The sequence below is a fragment of the Pseudomonas sp. AC463 genome (genome assembly GCF_979253585.1).
Genome location: NZ_CEEDDZ010001171.1, coordinates 1 through 236 on the forward strand (window position 1 = coordinate 1; position 236 = coordinate 236).

1 pseudogene is annotated in these 236 nt (G+C 61.9%); it reads left to right on the forward strand.

Annotated features, from left to right (window positions below):
* Positions 1-121 (forward strand): annotated as a pseudogene (locus AC0IYH_RS34005) (energy transducer TonB); the annotation flags it as partial.
* Positions 122-236 lie beyond the last annotated feature (115 nt).

The following is a 236-nucleotide window of genomic DNA, read 5'->3' on the forward strand; positions in this document are numbered from 1 at the left end:
GACCCTGGACATGATCCGTCGGGCCCAGCCGCTGCCAATCCCACCGGCCGACATGGTGAAAAGCGGCAGCATCGAGATCGTTGCACCGTTGGTGTACAACATCGAGAGGCGCAACCGCTAAAGGCGGCCGCGGGGCAATGTGGGAGGGGGCACGCCCCCTCCCACATTTGCATGTGCACAGGCTCAAATCCCTCTAACTCCCCACTCACTCCCGTTCAAAGTTCGGCTAACGTGCG